Annotated in this window: 14 protein-coding genes; 5 read left to right on the forward strand and 9 right to left on the reverse strand. The window is 59.2% G+C overall.

The annotated features are described in order from the left end of the window. Positions 1–4: 4 nt before the first annotated feature. The 3 genes from H4N61_RS03525 to H4N61_RS03535 all read right to left on the reverse strand — a co-directional run bounded on the left by H4N61_RS03525 (position 5) and on the right by H4N61_RS03535 (position 4,423). Positions 5–1,138 (reverse strand): ABC transporter permease, encoded by a 1,134-nt coding sequence (locus H4N61_RS03525; protein ID WP_182395920.1) that lies wholly within the window; start codon positions 1,136–1,138, stop codon positions 5–7. Positions 1,139–1,194: 56 nt separating this feature from the next. Further along, the gene (locus H4N61_RS03530; protein WP_169194608.1) at positions 1,195–2,205 is read right to left on the reverse strand and encodes an ABC transporter permease; all 1,011 of its coding nucleotides are present in this window, start codon (positions 2,203–2,205) and stop codon (positions 1,195–1,197) included. 139 nt (positions 2,206–2,344) lie between these two features. After that, a complete protein-coding gene (locus tag H4N61_RS03535) occupies positions 2,345–4,423 on the reverse strand; it encodes an ABC transporter substrate-binding protein (RefSeq protein ID WP_169194609.1) in 2,079 nt (692 codons plus the stop codon). A 159-nt stretch (positions 4,424–4,582) separates the two neighbouring features. Here H4N61_RS03535 and H4N61_RS03540 point away from each other — a divergent pair, with 159 nt between their 5' ends. After that, positions 4,583–5,503 (forward strand): helix-turn-helix domain-containing protein, encoded by a 921-nt coding sequence (locus H4N61_RS03540; protein WP_182395024.1) that lies wholly within the window; start codon positions 4,583–4,585, stop codon positions 5,501–5,503. Here H4N61_RS03540 and H4N61_RS03545 read toward each other — a convergent pair. Further along, positions 5,500–6,519, reverse strand: a complete 1,020-nt coding sequence (locus H4N61_RS03545) for a LacI family DNA-binding transcriptional regulator (protein ID WP_282567617.1) — start codon at positions 6,517–6,519, stop codon at positions 5,500–5,502. The genes H4N61_RS03540 and H4N61_RS03545 overlap by 4 nt on opposite strands. Before the next feature lie 191 nt (positions 6,520–6,710). On the opposite strand from H4N61_RS03545, the gene H4N61_RS03550 reads away from it, so the two are divergent. From H4N61_RS03550 to H4N61_RS03560, 3 genes are all read left to right on the forward strand, one after another. Further along, positions 6,711–8,249 (forward strand): sugar ABC transporter ATP-binding protein, encoded by a 1,539-nt coding sequence (locus H4N61_RS03550; RefSeq protein WP_182395026.1) that lies wholly within the window; start codon positions 6,711–6,713, stop codon positions 8,247–8,249. Then, complete coding sequence (locus H4N61_RS03555; RefSeq protein WP_169194612.1) at positions 8,230–9,255, forward strand: ABC transporter permease; 1,026 nt, start codon at positions 8,230–8,232, stop codon at positions 9,253–9,255. The genes H4N61_RS03550 and H4N61_RS03555 overlap by 20 nt, the downstream gene beginning before the upstream one ends. A 65-nt stretch (positions 9,256–9,320) precedes the next feature. Beyond that, positions 9,321–10,268, forward strand: coding sequence for a substrate-binding domain-containing protein (locus H4N61_RS03560; protein WP_169194613.1), 948 nt, complete (start codon positions 9,321–9,323; stop codon positions 10,266–10,268). Positions 10,269–10,328: 60 nt separating this feature from the next. On the opposite strand, the gene H4N61_RS03565 is transcribed toward H4N61_RS03560, so the two are convergent. From H4N61_RS03565 to H4N61_RS03575, 3 genes are read right to left on the reverse strand one after another with little or no spacing between them, the layout of a single operon-like run. Beyond that, positions 10,329–10,529 carry a heavy-metal-associated domain-containing protein gene (locus H4N61_RS03565; protein WP_182395028.1) on the reverse strand — a complete coding sequence of 67 codons (201 nt, stop codon included), beginning with the start codon at positions 10,527–10,529 and terminating at the stop codon, positions 10,329–10,331. A gap of 2 nt (positions 10,530–10,531) precedes the next feature. Next, positions 10,532–10,939, reverse strand: coding sequence for a Cu(I)-responsive transcriptional regulator (gene cueR / locus H4N61_RS03570; RefSeq protein ID WP_169194615.1), 408 nt, complete (start codon positions 10,937–10,939; stop codon positions 10,532–10,534). Beyond that, positions 10,936–13,194, reverse strand: coding sequence for a heavy metal translocating P-type ATPase (locus H4N61_RS03575; protein ID WP_182395030.1), 2,259 nt, complete (start codon positions 13,192–13,194; stop codon positions 10,936–10,938). Before H4N61_RS03575 ends, cueR begins: the two co-directional genes overlap by 4 nt. A gap of 174 nt (positions 13,195–13,368) precedes the next feature. Here H4N61_RS03575 and H4N61_RS03580 point away from each other — a divergent pair, with 174 nt between their 5' ends. Next, positions 13,369–14,091, forward strand: coding sequence for a Crp/Fnr family transcriptional regulator (locus H4N61_RS03580; RefSeq protein WP_169194617.1), 723 nt, complete (start codon positions 13,369–13,371; stop codon positions 14,089–14,091). On the opposite strand, the gene cydC is transcribed toward H4N61_RS03580, so the two are convergent. After that, a complete protein-coding gene (cydC, locus tag H4N61_RS03585) occupies positions 14,088–15,740 on the reverse strand; it encodes a thiol reductant ABC exporter subunit CydC (protein ID WP_169194618.1) in 1,653 nt (550 codons plus the stop codon). The genes H4N61_RS03580 and cydC overlap by 4 nt on opposite strands. Next, on the reverse strand, positions 15,737–17,482 hold the full coding sequence (cydD, locus tag H4N61_RS03590) for a thiol reductant ABC exporter subunit CydD (RefSeq protein ID WP_169194619.1): 1,746 nt from the start codon (positions 17,480–17,482) through the stop codon (positions 15,737–15,739). The genes cydC and cydD overlap by 4 nt, the downstream gene beginning before the upstream one ends. Between the last annotated feature and the right edge of the window lie 104 nt (positions 17,483–17,586).

The following is a 17,586-nucleotide window of genomic DNA, read 5'->3' on the forward strand; positions in this document are numbered from 1 at the left end:
CTCCTCAATAGGGGTCTATGGCGTCGCGCAGGCCGTCACCCAACGCGTTGAAGGCAAAAACGGTAACAAGAACAAAGCCTACCGGCGCAAGGATCCACGGGTAGGAGCCGATGACTGAGAAGGCACCGGTGTCTTGCAGCATCAGCCCCCATGAGATGAGGGGCGGCTTCACGGCAAAGCCGAGGAAACCCAAGAAGCTCTCCAAAAGCACCACGGTCGGAATAGCCAGCGTCACCGAAACAATGATGTGGCTCAAGACGTTAGGGAGGATATGGCGCAGAATGATGCGCCGATCCGTAGCCCCAATTGCGATTGCCGCGCGGACGTATTCGATGCGGGCCAGCGACAGGGTTTTGGAGCGGACTTCACGCGCCAACTGAGCCCATCCTAACACCGACATTACAAAAATAACGAATGATAAGAATAGGTTAGATGGCGCTGTGACCGGTATTAGCGAGGTCAGCGCCAGATAAAGTGGCAGCTGGGGGAAGGCAAGAACGAACTCAACAAAACGCTGCAACCACGCATCCAGCCGTCCACCGATATAGCCGGAGGTAATGCCCACCAGCGTGCCCACTGTTGTCGTGAGTGCGACCACTGCAAGGGCGATCATAAGCGATATTCGGGAGCCGAGGATACCGCGGGACAAAATATCTCGGCCCATGCGGTCTGTGCCCAAAAGGTGGAGCGGGCGACCGTCGGTTGAGCCAAAGAAATGGATGTTGGCAGGGATGAACCAGAGCATTTGGTATTCATACCCCCGGACGAAAAAGCCGGTGGGCGTTGGGTCGTCCTTCACCGCGCCGGTGAGTGGCTGATAGGTGACTGGATCAAATTCGCCAGTGTCGCCAATGGGATAGACCCAAGGGATTAGACTGAAATTGCCGTTTGGATCTTCAAAGGCGATGAGGTCTGGCGGCGCAAAGGGGAGGTTGGCAGCCTTGGGGTCCATGGGTGCGAAGAAGTCGGCAAAGACCGACATGATCAGCAGCATGCAGACCAAAATCAGCCCGATCATCCCCATGGTGGAGCGACGAAAACGCCGCCAAACTAGGCTTGCATAGGTCTCGTTGTCCGAGCCGTGACGGCTCGCGACGATGGGCGTTTCATTGGCATTTTCGGGGCCAGATTGGTGCATCTGGCTGGCATTTTTGGGCGCGTCGTGGGGCGTGCCGTTGGCATTGGTGGTGTCGGTCATTCTGCACGCCCTCCCAGACGAACACGCGGGTCGAGCGCAACCAGAAGAAGGTCTGAAATGATGTTGCCGATGATCAGGGTCGTGGCGAGGACGAGCATGAAGCTAGCGGTGACGAAAACGTCGCCAACGCCCATGGAGCCGACAATGGCCGGGCCGACCGTTGCGAGGCCAAAGACGATGGCGACCTCGATTTCACCGGTGAGCATGTAGGGCAGGGCGACGCCCTGATACGCGATGAGCGGGTGGAGCGCGTTAGGGACCGCGTGCTTCATGATCACTGCGCCCTCGGAGAGACCCTTGGCGCGAGCCGTCTCGACATATTGGGCGTTGAGAACGTCCAGCAAATTACCGCGCATGACACGCATGTTGTAGGCGAGGCCGCCGAAGGTGGCGACGAAGATCACCGGCCAGACATGCTGCACCAGGTTGACGAACTTGTCCCAGCTCCATGGCGCGCCGCCATAACGGGCAGAGAAGAACATGCCGACTTCTGAGACGTTGAGCTTAAAGACCAGCACATAAAGAATGATGATGGCCATGAGGAAGCGCGGCACGGTCATGCCGAGGAAGGAGATGATGCCGAGGAAGGTGTCGGTCCACGAATACTGGCGGGTCGCGGCGATGATGCCGAGGCCGATGCCGAGGAGCGAAGCGAGGATATGGCAGACCAGCGCTATGGCAATGGTCGGGGGGAGGCGCTCGGCGATCACATTGCCGACGGGCTTATTGTAGTAGAGCGAGTGGCCGAAATCGAACCGGGTGATAATGCCGGTGATCCAGCGGAAATACTGAACGATGATCGGATCGTTGAGGCCGTTGGCCTCTCGATAAATCTCTGCCTGCGCCTCGGCGAGGTCGGGCCGAACCCCGCCCTGATTGATGAGCATGGACTTGATGTAGTCGGCATAGTCGCCGGGTGGAGCTTGGATGATGGCGAATGTGACGATGCTCAAGAGGAGGAGGAGCGGGATGGCTCCCAAGATGCGCATCATAAGGAAACGGAGCATGCATGGCCTCGCTGGGCTGAGGGGCTAGGCCCCTGTCCTGACCCTTGGGTCAGACACCGGTCTCGTGGGGTAGAGCGGCGCGCGTTTAATGGGATAAAGGCGGTGAAGGGTGGCGGTGGGCCACCCTTCGATGTTGCAATCAGACGGGACCGGCAGAGCCTGGTTCGCCCGGTAGCGTTTCTGGATGCAGCTCGTGGTCAGCCTGCTTGTCCGCTGGGACATAGAGGCGTTCACGGATGACGCTATCTTCAGCCCAGTTGAACATGAAGATTGGCGCACCAGCGGGGATATTGGCGAAGCGCTTGTTGATGATCAGCGCACCCGGATATTGGGTGAGGCCGATAGAGTAGACGTTCTCTGTGTAGAGCCTCTGATACTGCTTCATCAGCTCGGCGCGTTCAGCATTGTCATTGGTGGCAATGAACTTGTTGACCACTGAGACGAGCTCTTCTTCGAATGGCAGCAGATCGAGCGTGCCATCGGTTCCGCCACGGTGGAATGGATGTACGCGTGGGCCTGTAGGAGCAAGTTCGGCCGTATTCTGGACGATCGAGACCATCGAAGCGCCCTGACGATTGACCGCCCAATCAAATTGACCTGCGGCGGCGGCATCGTCACGGGCATTGCCCTGCTGGAAATTGGCGATGACGCGCAGACCGAGCGGTTCCATCATCGCGATGACGCCTTCGGCAAGATTGGTGTCGGTGCCATAGTCGGAGTTGGCGAGGAGGGTGATTTCCACGTCTGCGCCGTTTGCAGTGTCGGCTGGGAAGTTACGGACGCCGTTGCCGTCGGTGTCGACGAGGCCGAGACCATCGAGCAGCGACTTAGCAACCTCGAGGTCATGCGGATAGTAGACGGTGGAGGCTGCGTCGTAGAAGGACGTGCCGGCATAAAGCCCACCGGGATAGATGGCGGTGAACGGACCGCGGACGAGCGATTCACCAAGACGTTGACGGTCGAGGCCGATCGAAATTGCCTTGCGGAAGTTGAGGTCGCGGTTGAGTTCGCGGACGGCCTGTGCGCGGGTATCAGGCTCACCCCATCCATTGCCGGAGAGGTTTGGCTGGAGCGCATAGCCGATTGTGCGCGCGCCGAACTGGAGACGCGCTGGTGCGGTGTCTTCAGCCGAACGACGCAGCGATTCAACGTAGTTTTCGGCCTGTTCAAGGTTGGAGAAGTCGCCCGAGCCAGCAACAGCCTGCACGTCACGATCCGACCAAGTCGAGAGGCGGTAGTGCATTTCGTTGAGGTAAGGGAGCTGGTTCCCTTGATCGTCGACCTTCCAATAATAGGGGTTACGACGCATGACGACGATATCGTCTGGGCGATATTCAACCACAGCCCATGCGCCCATCGAAGGCATGTTCATGAACTCTGGCGGGAAGGCGTTTTTATACTGCTCGTAGGTGTTCGAGGAGTATTTTGGATGCTGCGGCTTCTGGATATGCGCAGGGCCGGGGCAGAAGGTGCCATAGGCCATGGCCCAGAGGTACTGCTTGGGGAAGGCTTCCTTGAAGGTCCATTTGACGGTGTAAGCGTCAATGGCTTCTAGCGTCGTGCCGACACCAAAGGTTTCGGGCGTTGCACCATTGAGCGGGGAGACGTTTGCATCGAGAACGTGATCTTCCCAATAGAACATCAGGTCTTCGCTATCGAAGGGGTCGCCATCAGACCATTTCGCGCCTTCGATGAGGTGCATGGTGAGGGTGTGACCGTCCTCTGACCATTCCCAGCTCTTTGCCAGGTTCGGCATGGGTTCAAGCTCTTCGGCCTTAACCGTGAAGAGTGGGCCTGTGCGGGTCAGACATTCGGAAAGACCGATGTCGATGCCGCCCCAGCCCTGAGCTTGGCCACCGATGTAGTTCCAGCCTTCTGGGCGGCCGCCGATGACGTGGCGCATGACGTCGCCGTAAACGCCAACGCCATCCGGCATGTTGGCCGTTTTGTAAACCAGCGGTTCCTTGGGGAGACGCTCGGCGACAGGCGGCAGCGTGCCAGCTTCGACGAATTTCTTGGTGACCCAATCGGGCTCGTTATATTTATCGAGCGCACGGAACTCCTGAATGTCAGACAGGCTGACAAAGTTGGGTTCACTTTGCGCTGCAAAGTCTGGTGGTGCTGGCAGAGCGCCAGAATGTTCTTGAGCAGTTAATGCAGTTAGCGATACGGACAGCAGTAGTCCTGCCCCGCTAAGGGCATAGATATGCTTTCTCATGATTTCCTCCCGCGATGCGAAGACAGCGTGACGCTCTCGGGTCGGTTCTCCTCTTCGACCCTGAACTTCGCTCGGACAGAAAGCCTAACTCTTGCGTATGTTGACGCAATCCGGAATAGTAATGGATAGTTTCGGGTTTCTAAGAAGTCTGAATAATCTATGACGCCACAACAGATTACGCCATCACCGGGTCGAGCAGCAGGTCTTGCGCCGCGCCCAACGCCACGATCCGATCGCAGCTTTTATGCTTCGGGCAAAGCTTTCGGGCGCTTTGGTATTCGCTCTTTCAAGCCGCAGATTATGGCCGAACCCCACACTCATGGCCATATCGAGTTTAATTGGCTAACGGGCGGTTCAATGGACTATGTTTTCGACGGAGGGCCGCTGACCGTCGGGCAAAATAGGCTGGTAGCGTTCTGGGCGGGGATACCGCATCAGACGGTCGGGTTGACCGGAACGGACCTAGAAAAGCAACTCAATATCTACCTGCCGATGGATGCGTTTTTGGAGATGCCGCAATTGGGGCGGCTGACCGAAACGCTCATGGGCGGTGGAGTGATCCAGCTTTCGCCCGACTGTATCGGGCTTGAAACACTGGAGCGCTGGCATGGCGATTATCGCTCGGGCAACGCCTTGCGCTCCGATCTTGTGCGCTCTGAGATCGGTACCATGTTTCGTCGTGCCGCAATTGTGGGCTGGGACACGCTGCTGCCCGCTTGGGTGGAAAAGAGCTCGGCCCGCAGCCGGACGGCGAGCCCGGTGCGCTATGTGGTGCGCATGGTGCGGCACATTGTTGAGAATATTACCGATCCGCTCAGCGTCGACGACATTGCCAAGACCGTGGGCCTGCATCCGAACTACGCCACCAACCTCTTCACCAAGGTGATGCATATTTCGATCCAGAAATTCGTTATTCGAATGCGGCTGATCCGGGCGCGCAGCTTGTTGTTCGATACCGACATGGCGGTTGCCAATATTGCATTTCAGGCCGGGTTTTCGAGCCAGACGCAGTTTTATGAGCATTTCCGCAAGGCGTATGGGATGACCCCGAGCCACATGCGCGAGAACCGAATTTTTTAGTGTTTCGGCCGGGTGACGGAGTTGCGGACGATGAGCTCGGCGCGCAGGAGGATTTCCTTTTGCTTAGGCCGCGCCTCGCTCAGTGTTTCCAGAAGTAGACCCATGGCGGCTTCGCCAATGGTGGAGCGCGGCTGCTTCATCGTCGTGAGCGAGGGGGCCATGAAGCTGGCAAAGGAAATATCGTCGAACCCCATGACCGAATAATCCTGCGGCAGGCTATAGCGGCGGGTATTGAGGCAGATGGTGACACCCAAGGCAGTCGCGTCGTTGACGCAGAAAAAGGCGGTGGGGAGGATGTCGCGCACGAACATGAGTTCGGCCGCAGCGCGACCGCTCTCGGTGGTGCCGTCGCCATCCATGATGAGTTTGGGCTCGATCGGAAGGCCCGCAGCAGTGAGCGCGGCGCGATAGCCTTCTTCGCGAAGGCGACTGGTTTCACGGCCCGATTTCCCGACGAAAGCGATGCGCTTGTGGCCCTGGGCGATGAGGTATTCAACTGCGACACGCGCGCCCTGAAAATTATCGACCCCGACGAAGGGAACATGTGCGCCAACCACCGGCTCGCTGACGGCGACCATGGGCGGGAGGCGCGAGACTTCTTCGGTCTGGGCGTAGCCATAGGGCAGGTGCCCGGTGAAGAGGATCAGCCCGTCCGCCTGGTTTGAACTGATGAAGCGCAGATAGTTGGCTTCACGCGCCGGGTCGTTCTGGGTATTGCCGATGAGCAGGCCATAGCCGCGCTTGCTGGCCTCGGTTTCCAGACCAACAAGAATGTTGGAGAAATTCGGGTCGCCAACGTCGGGGGCGAGAATGAGGATCATATTGGAGCGGCGCATGCGAAGGGAGCGGGCCATCGCATTGGTCGTGTAGCCTGTCTTGGCGACAGCTTCAGTGACCTTCAGGCGAGTCTTTTCTGCGACCTTGGTGGGTTCATTGAGAGCGCGGCTGACAGTGGCAATAGACACGCCTGCCATGGCGGCGACGTCTTCAATAGTTGCCAGCTTGGTCTGCTGCACGTTCTCTAAACCCTTGCACAACGGACTGGATTCAAATCCAGCACAAAGCTCAACAGCGGTATAGGCGCCTTGCTAAGTTGCATAGTCATTTGTGCAGACTGTAAACCTTTACATACCTCATGAAAAGGTTTACATCACTATTCAGTCAATGAGTGCCAAAGATGCACCGTGGCGGGATGGAGGAGACAACGATGCAGGGTGAAGCCCAGTCATCGCGGCCGGTCTTGGCGGCTCATCGCGTTTCGAAATCATTCGGCGATGTGCCGGTGCTGTTCAGCATCGACTTTGATATTCGTCCCGGTGAAGTGCACGCTATTATTGGCGAGAACGGCGCGGGAAAATCCACGCTGATTAAGATCCTGTCGGGCATCGAGCAACCAACCTCCGGCACGATCGAATATCTCGGCGAAACTGTGGTGCTGCCTCCCAATGGAGAAGCCGCAGCTCTGGGCATTGTGGTCATCCACCAAGAGCTCTTGCTGGCTGAGCATCTGACGGTGGCCGATAGTGTCTTCCTCGGGCGCGAGCTGAAGAGTGGTCTGTTTCTCAACGCCAAGGCGATGCGCGAGCAGACCCAAGCCATTCTCAATACACTGCATGTGAACATTGATCCGGACACGCGGATCAGCGCGCTCTCGGTTGCCGACAAGCAAATGGTGGAGATCGCCAAAGCGATTAGTCGTGAAGCGCGCGTGCTGATTATGGACGAGCCGACGGCTGTCCTGTCCGTGGGCGAAACGGCAACGCTGTTCGAGCAGATCCGCCGTCTCACGGCCAAGGGCGTGGCAGTGATCTTTATCTCCCACAAGCTCGACGAAATCATGGAGCTGGCACAGCGGGTGACGGTGTTGCGGGATGGGCAATTGATCTCCACCGTTGGCACCGAAAACCTCACGCCAGATGCGATTGCGCAAATGATGGTGGGGCGTGAGCTCTCCAATCTTTATCCGCCCAAGCACGAGCCTGATGTCGATGCGGAAGTCGTGCTGTCCGTCCGTAATCTGGCGGGACCGGGCATTGGCAGTACTTCCTTTGACCTCAAACGCGGCGAAGTTCTTGGCTTTGCCGGGCTAATCGGGTCGGGACGCACAGCGATGGCCGAGGCCCTGGTGGGATTGACCAACAAGACCAGTGGCGTGGTGCGGTTCGACGGTGAGCTGCGGGACTTCGCCGATGTCTCAAAATCGGTCGATGCCGGACTGGCCTATATGACCAAGGATCGTAAGGGGAAGGGGTTGCTGCTCAACGCGGGATTGCAGCCCAACCTGACCTTGCTGACGCTGAAAAAGCACCTCAAAAACTGGTTCCTCAATAATAAGAGCGAAGAAGAGGCGCTGGCGCGCGCGACGCGCCGTTTCGACATTCGCGCCCGTGATCCCTCAGTACAGGTTGGCAAGCTTTCCGGCGGCAATCAGCAAAAGCTGATGCTGGGCAAAACCATGGAGAGTGACCCGCAGATCGTCATTATGGACGAGCCAACGCGTGGGATTGACGTCGGTACCAAGCAGCAAATCTATCACATCATCGCCGCGCTGGCGGCCGAGGGGAAATCCATCATCCTGATCTCATCGGAGTTGCAGGAGGTGATCGGCCTTAGCCATCGGGTGGTGGTGATGCGCCAGGGGCGGATCGCTGGGGTTTTGGAAGGCGCAGAAATCACCGAGGGCGAAATTATGCGTTACGCCGCGGGCATTAAACAGGGTGGAGAGCATGACCGTATCAGTGCCTGAAGTGGCGACCAAACCCGCAAAAGGGTTCAGGCTGGATCTCAAGACGCTCGGGCCGCTATTGGCGCTGATCTTGCTGGTCATCCTTGGTTACGTGCTCAACCCGCTGTTTCTGGCGGAAGGCAATATCACCAATATCCTGACCCGCTCGGCGTTCATCGGCATTATCGCGGTGGGAGCGACCTTCGTCATTACGGCAGGCGGCATCGACCTGTCGGTTGGCTCGATGGCGGCTTTTATCGCTGGTGTGATGATCATCATCATGAACTGGACCGTGGCCAGCATGGGCGCTTCGGTATGGACCGTGCTCATCGGCATTGGCTGCTCGATTATTCTCGGTGTTGGTGCGGGGTTCATCAACGGCTTCCTGACGACCAAGGCCAAAATTGAAGCCTTTATCGTGACGCTCGGGACGATGGGGATTTACCGCTCGCTGGTGACCTATTTCGCCGATGGTGGCACGCTCTCGCTCAACTCCGGGGCGCGCGAGATTTACCGCCCGGTCTATTACGATAGCTTCCTGCGCGTGCCCTATCCGGTCTGGGTGTTTATCGCCGTGGCCATTGTTGGCTGGGTGCTGATGAACCGCACCGCTTTTGGGCGCTATTGCATGGCGATCGGCTCGAACGAACACGTGGCGCGCTATTCGGCTATTAAGGTCGATCGGGTGCGGACCTGGACCTATATTTTGCAGGGCCTCTGCGTGTCGCTCGCCACCATCATCTATGTGCCGCGTCTGGGCTCGGCTTCGGCGGCGACGGGTGTGCTGTGGGAATTGGAAGCGATTGCCGCGGTGATCATTGGTGGGACCATGCTCAAGGGCGGGTTTGGCCGGGTCGGCGGCACGGTGATCGGCGCGCTGATCCTGACCTCAATCGGCAACATTCTCAATCTGACCGAGATCATCTCCAACTACCTCAACGGGGCCGTTCAAGGGGTGATCATCGTTGCCGCAGTTTATCTGCAGCGCGGGTCGTTGAACACGCGTCGCAAAAAGGCGGCGGAATGAATTCCGCGCTCAAAAAAGCGCGGTAGCAAGGCGTGAGGAGCGCCTTTAACAAGGGAGAGTAGAATATGACTATTAAGGCATTGGCACTGGGCCTGTTGGCCACCAGCATGCTGACTGGCGCGTCTATCGCTCAGGAGAAAATCAAAATCGGTGTCTCCATCCCAGCCGCCACCCACGGCTTTATGGGTGGTTTGAACTGGCATGCCGCTGAAGCGGAAAAGCGTCTGGAGGCAGCGCACTCCAACATCGACATTATCATCGTCACGGCTGACGGCCCGGAAGATCAGGCGAGCGATCTTGAAGATCTGGTTTCGGTGCAGCAAATCCAGGCGCTTGTGGTTCTGCCGTTTGAATCCGAACCCCTGACCGAGCCTGTTCGTGCGGTAAAGTCGACGGGTGCATTCATCACCGTGGTCGACCGTGGTTTGACCGATCCGTCCATTCAGGACGTCTATGTTTCGGGCAATAACACCGAAATGGGTGTGAACTCTGCTGAGTACATGAAGACCCGTCTCGGGGAAGGCGACAATATCGTCATCCTGCGCGGTATTCCGACCGTGCTAGACACAGAACGTTTTGACGCTTTCATGGGCGCCATTGAAGGTACGGGCATCAACGTGCTCGACAACAAGTTCGCCAACTGGAACCGCGACGATGGCTTTGAAGTGATGCAGGACTTCCTGAGCCGCTTCCCAGACATTGATGGGGTTTGGGCGCAGGACGACGACATTACCCTAGGCGTGGTCGAAGCCATCAAGCAGGCTGGCCGCGAAAAGGAAATGTTCGTTGTCGGCGGCGCTGGCATGAAGGAAATCATCAAGGGCGTGATGGACGGCGACGAACTCGTTCCTGTCGACGTGCTCTATCCGCCAGCACAGATCGCGACCGCTATGGACGTGACTGTGGCGCACTTCACCTCCAATGGTCCAGTAACGGGCAGCTATATTCTGGGCTCGCCTCTGATCACCAAGGAGAATGCTGCGCAGTTCTACTTCCCAGACAGCCCATTCTGATCGGTTATCCTCCCGGGATGAGAGAAGGGGCGCTTGCGGGCGCCCCTTTTTGTTTGCGAGTTAGGCCGCTTCGGGCGTGTAGCCGGCCTCGCGAATGGCCTCTTCGCCTTTGGCCTTGTCACCAGAGAAGCTGACTTTGTGGGTCGGAACGTCTATCTCAATGGCGCTGCCGGGAAGCGCCTCTTCGAGCGCTTTGCGGATGGTGCCAGCGCAGTGACCACAGGTCATGTCGTTGACTGTGAAGGTGGTGGTGTCGCTCATCTTCAGTTTCCTTTGTGGGCCGGAACGCCAGCCAAATCATCCAGAATGGGGCAGTCGGGGCGGTCGTCGCCGTGGCAGCAGTGGGTCAAATTGGTCAAGGTTTTGACCATGCTTTGCAGCTCGGTAATCTTGGTTTGCAGCGCATCAATATGGCTGGTGGCAATGGTTTTGACCTCAGCGCTGGCGCGGGATTTGTCGCGCCAGAGCGACAGCAGTGTTCCAGTTTCTTCGACCGAAAACCCGAGAGTGCGGCAGCGTTTGATGAAGCGCAGGACGTGGATCTCATCTGGGCTATAGACGCGATAGTTACTGCCGGTGCGCTTGGGCGCCTGCACCAGTCCGATTTGCTCATAATAGCGGATCATTTTGGCGGTAACGCCGGAATGCTCGGCGGCTTGTCCGATGTTCATAGGCTTACTCCGGAAAGTGTTCTCAGGCGCTGGGCATTGGCGATGACGAAGACCGAGGACAGCGCCATCGCGCCCGCGCCGATCATGGGTGAGAGCAAAATGCCAAAGCTGGGGTAGAGCGCGCCCATTGCGACGGGGATGAGCACGGCATTGTAGCCGAAGGCCCAGAAGAGGTTCTCCCAAATGTTCTTGAGCGTGGCTTTGCTGACTGTGATGGCGTCGACGACGCCTTTGAGGTCGCCGCCCAAGAGGACGACATCGGCGCTTTCAATAGCGGCGTCCGTGCCCGAGCCAACAGCCACGCCAATGTCGGCTTCAGCAAGGGCGGGGGCGTCGTTAATGCCATCGCCGACATAGGCGACGATTGTCCCGGAGGCCTTCATGGCCTTGATGGTGGCAACCTTGTCGGCGGGCAAAACCTCCGCGTGAACCTCATCAATGCCTAGCTGGGTGGCAATGGCTTGCGCGGTGACGCGATTGTCGCCCGAAATCATCGCGGTTTTGAGGCCCTGCTGGTGTAAGGCGGAGATGACCGCTTTGCTCGACGGCTTGATCGGGTCGGCCACGACAATGGCGGCGGCGAGCGTTCCGTCGACGGCGAGGAAGACCGGTGTTTTGCCCTGTTGGGCGAGATCGTCAACCAAGGCTTTGGCCGATGAGAGAGCTATGCCGGTGAGGAGTTTGGACGAGCCGACGCGCACCGCGCGCCCGTCGATGGTGGCCGTGATGCCGCGCCCCGGATCGCTGTCGAAAGCCTGGATCGTGGGCAGGGTCAGGCCCTCGGCATTGGCAGCCGAAACGATGGCGGTGGCGATAGGGTGTTCGGAGCGGGCTTCAGCGGCAGCGGCCAAGGAGAGGGCGGTGGCGCGATCGAAGCCATTGAAGGGGATGAGGTCAGTGAGGACCGGTTTGCCGAGGGTGAGCGTGCCGGTTTTGTCAAAAGCGACAATGCGCGCGTCGCGCAATTGCTGGAGGGCTTCGCTCTTGCGGAACAGCACGCCGAGTTGGGCGGCGCGGCCCGTGCCCACCATGATCGACATTGGGGTGGATAGCCCCATAGCGCAGGGGCAGGCGATGATGAGCACGGCGACGGCATTGACCAAAGCGAAGCTGAGGCGCTGCTCGCCGCCAACGATCATCCAGAGCGCAAAAGTGATGAGCGCGAGACCGATGACGACAGGCACGAACCAAGCGGTGATTTTATCGACCACGGCTTGAATGGGGAGTTTTCCGGCCTGAGCGTCTTCGACCATTCGAATGATATGGGCGAGCATGGTATCGGCGCCGATTTTGGTGGCGCGAAAGCGGAAACTGCCGGAGGTGTTGAGCGTGCCGCCGACGACAGCGGAGCCAATGCGTTTGGCGACGGGCAGGGGTTCACCCGAGAGCATGCTTTCATCGACATGGCTTTGCCCGTCCACAACCTCACCATCGACGGCGATTTTCTCGCCGGGACGGACTTCGATAATGTCGCCCACGCGCACATCGGCAATGTCGATTTCATGCAGCGCGCCGAAGCGTTCGACGCGAGCGGTTTTGGCCTGCTGCTGGACGAGGGAGCGAATGGCGGCACCCGTGCGCCCTTTGGCTTTGGCTTCGAGCCAGCGGCCCACAAGGATGAGCGTGACGATGACGGCGGCGGCTTCAAAATACACAAAGCGCGTTTCGGCGGGCACAAGTCCGGGCGCGAAGGTGACGACGCTGGAATAGAGCCAAGCTGCGCCTGCGCCGAGAGCGACCAGCGAGTTCATTTCCGGCGCGCCACGGAAGAGGGCGGGCAGTCCGTGGCGGAAGAACCTTAGGCCCGGCACGAAGAGCACGAAGGTTGCGAGGGCAAAGTAGACATACCAAAGCGTCTGCATGGGAACGATGCCCATCAGCCAGTGGTGAAAGGGCATGTGAAAATGCCCAAGCATTTCAAGAGCAAAGAGCGGTGCTGTGGCGATCGCTGCGATTGTGACATCGCGCTTGAGCACGGCTGCGTCTTCGTCGTGGTGGGAGTGGGCGCTGGTGGGGGCTTGCTCGGGGCGCAGGGCCGCCTCGTAGCCGATCTTTTTGACAGCCGCGATCAGCGCTTCGGTGTCGCCACCGGAAATGCGGGCGCGTTCGGTTGCGAGGTTGACAGTGGCGGCGTCAACACCGGGAACTTTAAGCAGAGCTTTTTCAACGCGAGACACACATGAAGCACAGCTCATGCCGGTGATGTCGAGCGTTACAGGCTTTTCGGGATGTAAATTCTGGACGTTTGTCTGCATGTCAATGAACCTCGCCCTGAAGCATATAAAGGTTCCAATGATGGTAAGGTCAAGTGGCCTGAATGTATTAGTTTGCCCAATGTTGGTCTGCGACCGGTTGGCACAGCGTCATTTATCGTTCTTATAGTTGTGTGGGGGCGGAGCTATAAAAGACTCTGTAGAGGGGGCGTGGACATGCAAACGGTTCGGAAAGATATCCATAACTCGGAGATGCCGGTGCTTTGCCAAAGCTGCGAAGCGCGTCACCAAGGCATTTGCGGGGCGCTCAACGCCGAACAACTCTCTACACTCTCCCGCAGCACACGTCGCGTTCGCAAGGACCCGGGCGACCCCCTGATGGCCGACGCCGAGCCGATTGAGGCGTTCGGCAATGTGCTGCGCGGGGTGATCAAGCTGACCAAGGTTTTGGAAGATGGACGCCAGCAAGTGGTGGGGCTGCAGTTTGCGCCTGATCTGTTGGGCCGCCCCTTTGCTACCGAAAGCCGGGTGAGCGCGGAAGCTGCCTCCGAAGTTGATCTGTGCATGATCCCGAAGTCGGCGCTGGAAAATCTCATCCAACAGAGTGCGCCACTTGAGCATCGCATCATGATGCAGGCGCTGCGTGAGCTGGATGAAGCACGCGACTGGATGGTGACGCTGGGCCGGAAAAGCGCGGCAGAAAAGGTCGCGAGCTTTTTGTACTTGATCGCGACCCATATTGACCCGACCGATGATCAGGATGGGGCGCAGTTTGATCTGCCACTCAGCCGCGCCGATATTGCCGACTTTTTGGGGCTGACGATCGAAACCGTCAGCCGCCAAATGACCAAGCTGAAAACCGAAGGCGTTATTGCCGTCGAGCACTATCGTACGATCCATGTGCCCGATCTGGCTTTGCTCCGTCTGCGCTGCGGCTAAACCAACTCACCATGATTGAGCGTGAGCACCCGATCCACCGTCCCCTCGGGAATGGTGGCGTGGGTGACGAGCACGACTGTGCGGTCGCGCGTTGCCTGCGCAAGCACGGCGAAGAAGGCTTCCTCGGTTTCACGGTCAAGCGCATTGGTTGGTTCGTCGAGAAGGAGCACCGGTGCGTTGGACAACAGAACACGCGCGAGGGTAAGGCGACGCGCCTGACCCATGGAGAGCGTGCGGCCCGCTTCCCCGATGATGGTATCCAAGCCCTTGGGTAAGCTGCGGACATGATCATCGAGCTGCGCCTTGGCGAGGGCCGCCCATAGATCGTCCTCGGACGCCGTATCGCGACCAATGAGAAGATTGTTGCGAATGGTGTCGATGAACACGGGGCTGTCTTGGCTCAAAAGCGCGAAATGGGCGTGAACGTCCCGCGTGGCGAATTGATCGAGCGCGATCCCGCCGACCGAAATACTGCCTGAGGTCGGTTCGACCAAGCGCAGGAGTAGGCGCAAAAGCGTGGACTTGCCGCCGCCACTGGGGCCAATGACAGCGATGCGTTCGCCGGGCGCGATGGTGAGATCGATGTCGTTGAGAACCGGCTGGTTTGCTCCATAGCTGAAGGAGAGGCCCGTCAGAGTAATCGGGGCGTCGTTCGGCCATGCTTTGGGCACTGCCGGTTCGGCAATGGGCATATCGATATTGGCGAGGGCCTGTAGGCGCTCGGCAGCAGCCATGGCGGCCGTGGCCTTGGAGGTGCTGCGAATGATGACATTGGTGGCCTCAAAGCTGCCGATGACGGCAAGCAGGAGGGCAGCCATCAGCGGGGCGTCGATCGTGCCGGCTTGTAGTGCGACGAGACCGAACCAAAGCGTGCCGACAAGCGCGAGACCTGCCGCGATCTGGACGGCGAAGCTGCCGGAGGTGGTGTAGAGGCTGAGGCGCCGCTTCAGCGCGCTGGCTGTGGCGGCCGCTTCGGCGAAGCGATCCTGTGTCGTGCCAAGCGCGCCGAGCACCACAATATCAGCATGGCCGGACACAGCGTCGAGCACATTCATGCGCATGGCGGCGCTGGCTTCAACACTGGCACGACCGGCGCGGCGCGAGAGAGTGATCATGGCAAGGGGCACGAGTAGGGCTGCTGCGGCAATGCAGAGCCCATAGATGAGCGCAGCACCGGGCAGGAACAGCGCCAATATGACGGTCATCACCGTGCCTACGAAGAGCGCTGCGACCAGCGGGCCGATGCCGACGAGAAAGGCGGTGTCCAGCGCATCCACATCGGTGGTGAGGCGGCTGACGAGATCGCCATGACGCAAGGAGCGGTCGGGCAGGGGCAGGCGGGGGAAGAGGCTGGAAAAGAGCCAGCCGCGTAAATCCGACAGCAGCTTGAGGGTGGCATTGTGACCAACGAGGCGCTCAAAATAGCGCGCTAGAATACGCACGAAGGACAGTGCGCGAATACCGGCCGATGGCACGAACAAATTGAATGCCAGACCAAGCGTGGTCAGTGATGTGGCGGTGATAAACCAGCCGGACACGCCGAGCAGAGACACGCCCGCGATAAGGGTGACGAGCGCCAAGAGTAAGGCTGCCGAAAACGACTTCCATCGCTTCAGGAAGAGCGGGGCGAAGGTGAGGATGGCTTTCATGCGACGCCTTTCGCGCGGGCGGAGAGCGGCGCTTCAACAAGACCCGTGGGCGTGACGCGCCACGCTCTATCGAGATTTTTAGCAACGGCAGGCGAGTGCGTCGCGACGATGAGGGTGCGGCCGCGCGCATAGCGGGTAATGGACTGAATGATCTCTTGCTCGAGCGCCGCATCAAGGTGAGCGGTGGGCTCGTCGAGGATGATCAAGCCAGCATCGCGCAGGAAGAGGCGCGCCAGCGCGACGCGCTGTGCCTGACCACCCGAAATGCCTGCGCCGTCTTCGCCGATGATGGTGTCGAGACCAAGGGGCAGACCCGCCGTGAAGCCGAGGACACCAGAGAGTTCGGCGGCCTTTTCAATGTCGGCGCGGCTGGCGGCAGGGCGGCCTAAGGCCATGTTGTCCGCAAGCGAGGCGTGGATGATGCGTGGCTTCTGCGTGAGGATAAATGTGCGGCCGCGCAGGGATGGCTCGGACCACTCGCTCAACGGGCGGCCATCGAGCAGAATGTCGCCTTCGGCGTCGCGCAGGCCAACAAGGGCTTCGAGCAGGGTCGACTTGCCCGAGCCACTGGGGCCGAGGAGGGCAATGTGCTGGCCCGGCTCGACGCGGAGCGTGACGTGTTCGATGACGGCGCGCATGTGATCGGGTGTGCGCAGGGTGACGTTGTTCGCCTCAAGGGCGATGGGCTTGCCGGGGAGGGGCGCGTTGTCCGTGTGGTCGACGCGCTCGTCTGACAAAGTACCGAGATTGGCTTCGATCTCATTGAGCGCAGCCTTGGCCGAGGCACGATCATGATATTGCGCCGCCATCACACGCAGCGGGTTGTAGACCTCTGGCGCCATCAGCAAGAGGAACATGCCCAGCTGCAAGGTGAGGGGGCTCGTGCGCAGGTGGAGATAATCAATGAAGGTGAGGCCGACATAAAGCGCAACGCCCGCGACGCCGAGAGCGGCGAAGAATTCGAGGACGGCCGACGACAGGAAGGCAATGCGCAGGACCTTGAGCGTGCGCTGGCGCAGCGCTTCGCTGGCGGAGACGATGCCTTCGGTTTCAGCCTCTTCGCGGCCCAAGAGCTTGAGGGTGAGAAGACCACGCAGGCGATCGCTGAAACGGCCTGAGAGGTGGCTGAGGGCTTTGGCCTGACGGTCGGTCGCGACCTGCGCGCCCCAGCCGACAAGGGCCATAAAGATAGGAATAAGCGGCGCGCTGACGAGGAAGAGCACGCCCGCCACCCAATCGATGGGTAGAATAATCGCGCCAAACACCAGTGGCAGCACGATGCCCTGTGCCGAGGCGGAGATGTAGCGCGCAAAATAGCTTTCTAGCGCTTCGACCTGATCGACAATGGAGGCGGCGGCAAGGCCAGAGGCGGCAGAATTGGCCGCGCGAGGCGGTTTTGCCAGAAGCTGGCTGAAGAGCGTCTGACGGAGGTGAAGCTTGATCCGTTCAGCCGCGATGATTCCGGTGTGATCGGCGATTGCCGAAAGCCCTGCACGGGCCAGAACTATCCCCAGAAGAATGAAAATTCCTGGTAACAATGTGCTGATCGGTGCGACATTTTCGATGGCCTGACCCAGGGTTGAGGCCAAAATCCATGCCTGCCAGACCAGTAACACCCCTGCCAATATGGGTGCGGCGATAGACAGCCAAAGCGCTGCTCCCCCCTGTGTTTGCAGGAGTTTTAACGTGTGCGAGACCGAGTTTTCTGGCCGGCGTGCGCTGGGAGGGGAGCTGCGGGTCATGCGTTTGAACATACACGGCACTTTTCGGGGAGCATTGATCTGAATCAAGGTGTCAGATTTTAGATGCGTTACAGGACAGGCATTGGCGACCTTGCTTCCGGCCG

It is taken from the genome of Devosia sp. MC521 (assembly GCF_014127105.1).
Lineage (GTDB): Bacteria > Pseudomonadota > Alphaproteobacteria > Rhizobiales > Devosiaceae > Devosia.

Bases quoted from the DNA above. Each gene is read 5' to 3' on its own strand.
- H4N61_RS03525 (WP_182395920.1), bottom strand. From the start codon at position 1,138: ATGCACCAATCTGGCCCCGAAAATGCCAATGAAACGCCCATCGTCGCG.
- cueR (WP_169194615.1), bottom strand. From the start codon at position 10,939: ATGAACATCGGACAAGCCGCCGAGCATTCCGGCGTTACCGCCAAAATG.
- H4N61_RS03540 (WP_182395024.1), top strand. From the start codon at position 4,583: ATGACGCCACAACAGATTACGCCATCACCGGGTCGAGCAGCAGGTCTT.
- H4N61_RS03565 (WP_182395028.1), bottom strand. From the start codon at position 10,529: ATGAGCGACACCACCACCTTCACAGTCAACGACATGACCTGTGGTCAC.
- H4N61_RS03530 (WP_169194608.1), bottom strand. From the start codon at position 2,205: ATGCTCCGTTTCCTTATGATGCGCATCTTGGGAGCCATCCCGCTCCTC.
- H4N61_RS03550 (WP_182395026.1), top strand. From the start codon at position 6,711: ATGCAGGGTGAAGCCCAGTCATCGCGGCCGGTCTTGGCGGCTCATCGC.
- cydD (WP_169194619.1), bottom strand. From the start codon at position 17,482: ATGACCCGCAGCTCCCCTCCCAGCGCACGCCGGCCAGAAAACTCGGTC.
- H4N61_RS03575 (WP_182395030.1), bottom strand. From the start codon at position 13,194: ATGCAGACAAACGTCCAGAATTTACATCCCGAAAAGCCTGTAACGCTC.
- H4N61_RS03580 (WP_169194617.1), top strand. From the start codon at position 13,369: ATGCAAACGGTTCGGAAAGATATCCATAACTCGGAGATGCCGGTGCTT.
- H4N61_RS03535 (WP_169194609.1), bottom strand. From the start codon at position 4,423: ATGAGAAAGCATATCTATGCCCTTAGCGGGGCAGGACTACTGCTGTCC.
- H4N61_RS03560 (WP_169194613.1), top strand. From the start codon at position 9,321: ATGACTATTAAGGCATTGGCACTGGGCCTGTTGGCCACCAGCATGCTG.
- H4N61_RS03555 (WP_169194612.1), top strand. From the start codon at position 8,230: ATGACCGTATCAGTGCCTGAAGTGGCGACCAAACCCGCAAAAGGGTTC.
- cydC (WP_169194618.1), bottom strand. From the start codon at position 15,740: ATGAAAGCCATCCTCACCTTCGCCCCGCTCTTCCTGAAGCGATGGAAG.